The sequence below is a fragment of the Daejeonella sp. genome (genome assembly GCF_030695525.1).
Classification (GTDB): domain Bacteria; phylum Bacteroidota; class Bacteroidia; order Sphingobacteriales; family Sphingobacteriaceae; genus Daejeonella.
In genome coordinates this window covers 1-3,901 of record NZ_JAUYSS010000060.1, presented here as the reverse complement: position 1 = coordinate 3,901, position 3,901 = coordinate 1, and the positions used below count along the sequence as shown (strand labels likewise).

General features: G+C 40.9%; 4 protein-coding genes. All 4 read right to left on the bottom strand.

The window, feature by feature from the left end:
• Nucleotides 1–485: histidinol-phosphatase (gene hisB / locus Q8S11_RS14105; protein ID WP_305662761.1), on the bottom strand; the 485-nt coding region annotated here is incomplete at its 3' end.
• Nucleotides 482–1,543: a histidinol-phosphate transaminase gene (gene hisC / locus Q8S11_RS14100; RefSeq protein ID WP_305662760.1), complete on the bottom strand. Its 1,062-nt coding sequence runs from the start codon at nt 1,541–1,543 to the stop codon at nt 482–484. The genes hisB and hisC, both read right to left, overlap by 4 nt.
• A 28-nt stretch (nt 1,544–1,571) precedes the next feature.
• Nucleotides 1,572–2,870, bottom strand: coding sequence for a histidinol dehydrogenase (hisD, locus tag Q8S11_RS14095; protein ID WP_305662759.1), 1,299 nt, complete (start codon nt 2,868–2,870; stop codon nt 1,572–1,574).
• 10 nt (nt 2,871–2,880) lie between these two features.
• Complete coding sequence (hisG, locus tag Q8S11_RS14090) at nt 2,881–3,732, bottom strand: ATP phosphoribosyltransferase (protein WP_305662758.1); 852 nt, start codon at nt 3,730–3,732, stop codon at nt 2,881–2,883.
• Nucleotides 3,733–3,901: the final 169 nt, after the last annotated feature.

The following is a 3,901-nucleotide window of genomic DNA, read 5'->3' as shown; positions in this document are numbered from 1 at the left end:
CAGCTATTGCTGTTCAGGGCTGTATTTTCCAAATTCCTGTCTGAAAAATAGATAGCCTTACAACCCAGGTTTTTTGCAAGCTGAACATCTGTTTCCCTGTCGCCTATGGTATAGGAATTATGCAGGTCAATCAGGTTGGATATCAAATAGTTAGTTAGCAGTCCGGTATTTGGTTTACGGTTTGGACTCTTATCCTCCGGAAAGGAATCATCAATAAATATCTCTGCAAACTTTATACCTTCGTTCTCCAGAATTTTCAGCATTTTCTGCTGTGGCTTTTGAAAATTCTCCTCAGGAAAGCTGCTTGTACCTCTTCCGTCCTGGTTCGTAACCATCACTAATTCATAGCCATAATCCTGAAGCTTTTTCAGGGAGGAGATTGAATAGGGCAGAAATTCCAGTTTTTCCAGGCTGTCAACCTGCAAATCGACTGGAGGTTCGACGATCATGGTTCCATCGCGGTCTATAAACAATACCTTTTTCATATTTTGTCAGATTCCTGAAAGGTTTTTAGTGCGTTTAATAATTCAATATTCTCTTGTGGGGTACCGATTGTGATCCGTAAACATTCTTCACAAAGTTCAACTTTTGAACGGTCGCGTACAATGATCCCCAAACTTACGAGGTGATTGTAAATACCTTTTGCATTTCTTGCTTTTACAAGAAGGAAATTCGCATCTGAGGGGTATATTTTCAATACAGATGGGATTTGAACGAGCTCAATTTTTAATTTCTCACGTTCTGCAACAGTTTCCTTAATCCAGTTATTTACCTGATCTACATTTTGTAATGCCTCAAGAGCCAGTTCCTGTGATGCTTCATTAATATTATAGGGTGGCTTTACCTTATTGAAAATTTCGATGATCTCCTCACTTGCAAATGCCATTCCAACTCTCAATCCGGCTAGTCCCCAGGCTTTCGATAAGGTTTGAAGTACGACCAGATTCGAATATTCGGTCAATTCCTGTATAAAAGTTTTTTGTCTGCTGTAATTAATGTAGGCTTCATCAATAACAACCAGGCCATTAAAGTTGGTCAGTATGGTTTCAATATCCTGCCTGTCAATTGAGTTTCCTGTTGGGTTATTAGGGGAGCAGATAAATATGATCCTGGTATGCTCATCAATAGCTTCTGCGATAGCCTCCATATTCAATTGATAATCAGGCATAAGTGGCACTTTTCGCAATCTGACATCATTGATATTTGCTGAAACCTCGTACATGCCATAGGTAGGGGGAAGGGTAATTACATTATCCACACCCGGATTGCAGAATGCCCTGAAAAGAATGTCAATTGCTTCATCACTGCCATTACCCAAGAATATATTTTTAGCAGGGACTCCTTTTATTTCTGCAAGCCGATTTTTGATCTTCCATTGCAATGGGTCGGGATAGCGATTGTAGTTGCGGTTTAATGGGGAGCCATAGCTGTTTTCATTGGCATCCAGAAATACCGAGGCTTCACCCTTGAACTCATCCCTTGCAGATGAATAGGGTACTAGCTCCTTTATATTTTTACGAAGTATATTATCTATGTTGAACATCGTATTTCTATTTTAATGCCTGGATTATTTATTCCCGGCTGTCTTTCAAACGTACAGTCACCGCATTTTTATGGGCCTGTAAACCCTCCAGCGATGCGAGTATCTCTACAGCAGGACCAAGGTTTTTTATTCCTGATTTACTGATGTGCTGGAAAGTAATCTTTTTTACAAATGAATCTACTGAAACTCCTGAATATGCTTTTGCATATGAACTGGTAGGCAGGGTATGGTTTGTGCCTGAAGCATAATCACCTGCACTTTCAGGTGTTAGATGTCCAAGAAATACCGAACCTGCATTTACTATATCATCTGTGATATTTTCCCACTGGTCTGTCGCCAGTATCAGGTGCTCGGGTGCGTAGGTATTGCTGAATTGCATGGCTTCTTTAAGATCAGAACAAAGAACAGCATAAGAATTGGCCATGGCTTTGGCAGCGATCTCAGCTCTTGGGAGTAAGACAAGCTGTTTTTCAAGTTCCAGTATAGTTTCCTCAATGATTTTTGCAGAACTGCAAACAAGCACTGCCTGACTGTCGATTCCATGTTCTGCCTGTGCCAGAAGATCTGCAGCAACATATTCCGCATTTGCCGTATCATCAGCTATGACCAAAACTTCAGAAGGACCTGCTGGCATATCTATGGCAGTCTGGCTCTCAGATTGTATGATCGTTTTGGCTTTGGTTACATATTGGTTACCCGGACCAAAAATTTTATCAACTTTCAGGATACTCTCCGTGCCATACGCCATCGCAGCTATTGCCTGAGCGCCTCCGGCAAGATTGATCCGGTCAATATCAAGCAATTCGGCACAATAGGCCAGATAAGCATTTACCTTTCCGTCTTTCTGCGGCGGCGAACAAACAATAATTTCTTTACATCCGGCAATTCTTGCAGGTATGCCCAGCATCAGAAAGGTACTGGGCAAAACCGCTGTTCCTCCTGGTATATATAGTCCAACTTTTTCAATTGCCCTGAATTCCCGCCAGCAAAACACACCTTTTGATGTTTCAGTTTTTTCTTCTGTTCGGAGCTGACTTGCGTGAAACTTCCAGATATTATCGTATGCGAGTTTTAGTGCCTGTTTTGCTTGTTCGGAAGCACCTGAAGCAATAGTTATGATCTCCTCTTTCTCTAAAAAGAGTTTGTTGAGTTTAATACCATCAAATTTTTCAGCAAAGGCTTTCAAGGCATTGTCGCCATTAAGCTTAACTTCATCAATGATTTCTGTTACGGCTGCCCGGATATGATTATTGGAATCTATATTACGTTTGCAAAGATCTTCAACAGCTTTGGCGTTCAGATCCTTTAAATTATAGACTTTCAACATGGCTGTCCTGTTATAAGATGATCTTTTCGATAGGCATCACAACAATGCCCTGGGCACCTGCGCTTTTCAACAGACTAATTTTTTCCCAGAAATCACGTTCAGGGATTACTGTATGAACAGCTACCCATCCGCTTTCTGCCAATGGTACTACTGTCGGACTTTTTACTCCCGGCAGGAGTTCCAAAATGCGATCCAGGTTTTTAGACTCTGCATTCAGAACCACATATTTGGTTTCTTTCGCACGGAGTACCGATTGGATTCTTTGAATCAGTTCAACCACAAGAGGTTCAGCTTCTAGTCCATTCCTTCCGATCAATACCGCTTCCGACTTCATCACTTCAGCAAATGGCTTTAGTCCGTTGCTTTTAAGTGTACCACCTGTCGATACAATATCAAATATGGCATCACTTAGTCCAAGACCCGGAGCAATTTCAACTGAGCCGGATATCGTCCGGATATCAGCATTGATACTATTCTTATCAAGGAAGTTCTTTAGAATCACCGGATAGGAAGTTGCAATTGATTTTCCATTCAGGTCGGCAACGTTTTGTATGGTACTATGAGTTTGAACTGCCAGTTTCAGGGTACACTTGCCAAATCCAAGCTTTTGGAGGAAGCTGACTTCAACCCCGGTTTCACTGATTACGTTTTCGCCTACTATTCCAAGGTCGGCAATGCCATCCTGCACATATTCAGGAATATCATCATCCCGAAGGAACAATATTTCAAGCGGGAAATTCGAAACATTGGATATTAAGGAACTTTTATAATTTTCGAAGCTTAAGCCGCAATTTTTGAGCAGTTCGACCGATTTTTCGTTTAATCTACCAGATTTCTGGATAGCTATTTTAAGAGTTTTCAAATTGTAAGTTTTAATCAGACCAAAAAATTATTAAGAAAGAGTTTCACGTAGAAACGTATATTATTTTACATCGCCGCAAAGCGATGGTGGAAATGTACGTGATGTGTGAAAACTATATTCATAATATTTGGCCCAAACAGCTTGGGAGGCGAGCAAATATAAGGATTGG

What these genes read in the sequence shown, in the direction of transcription:
- hisC (WP_305662760.1), bottom strand. Translation starts at nt 1,543, where the DNA reads ATGTTCAACATAGATAATATACTTCGTAAAAATATAAAGGAGCTAGTA.
- hisD (WP_305662759.1), bottom strand. Translation starts at nt 2,870, where the DNA reads ATGTTGAAAGTCTATAATTTAAAGGATCTGAACGCCAAAGCTGTTGAA.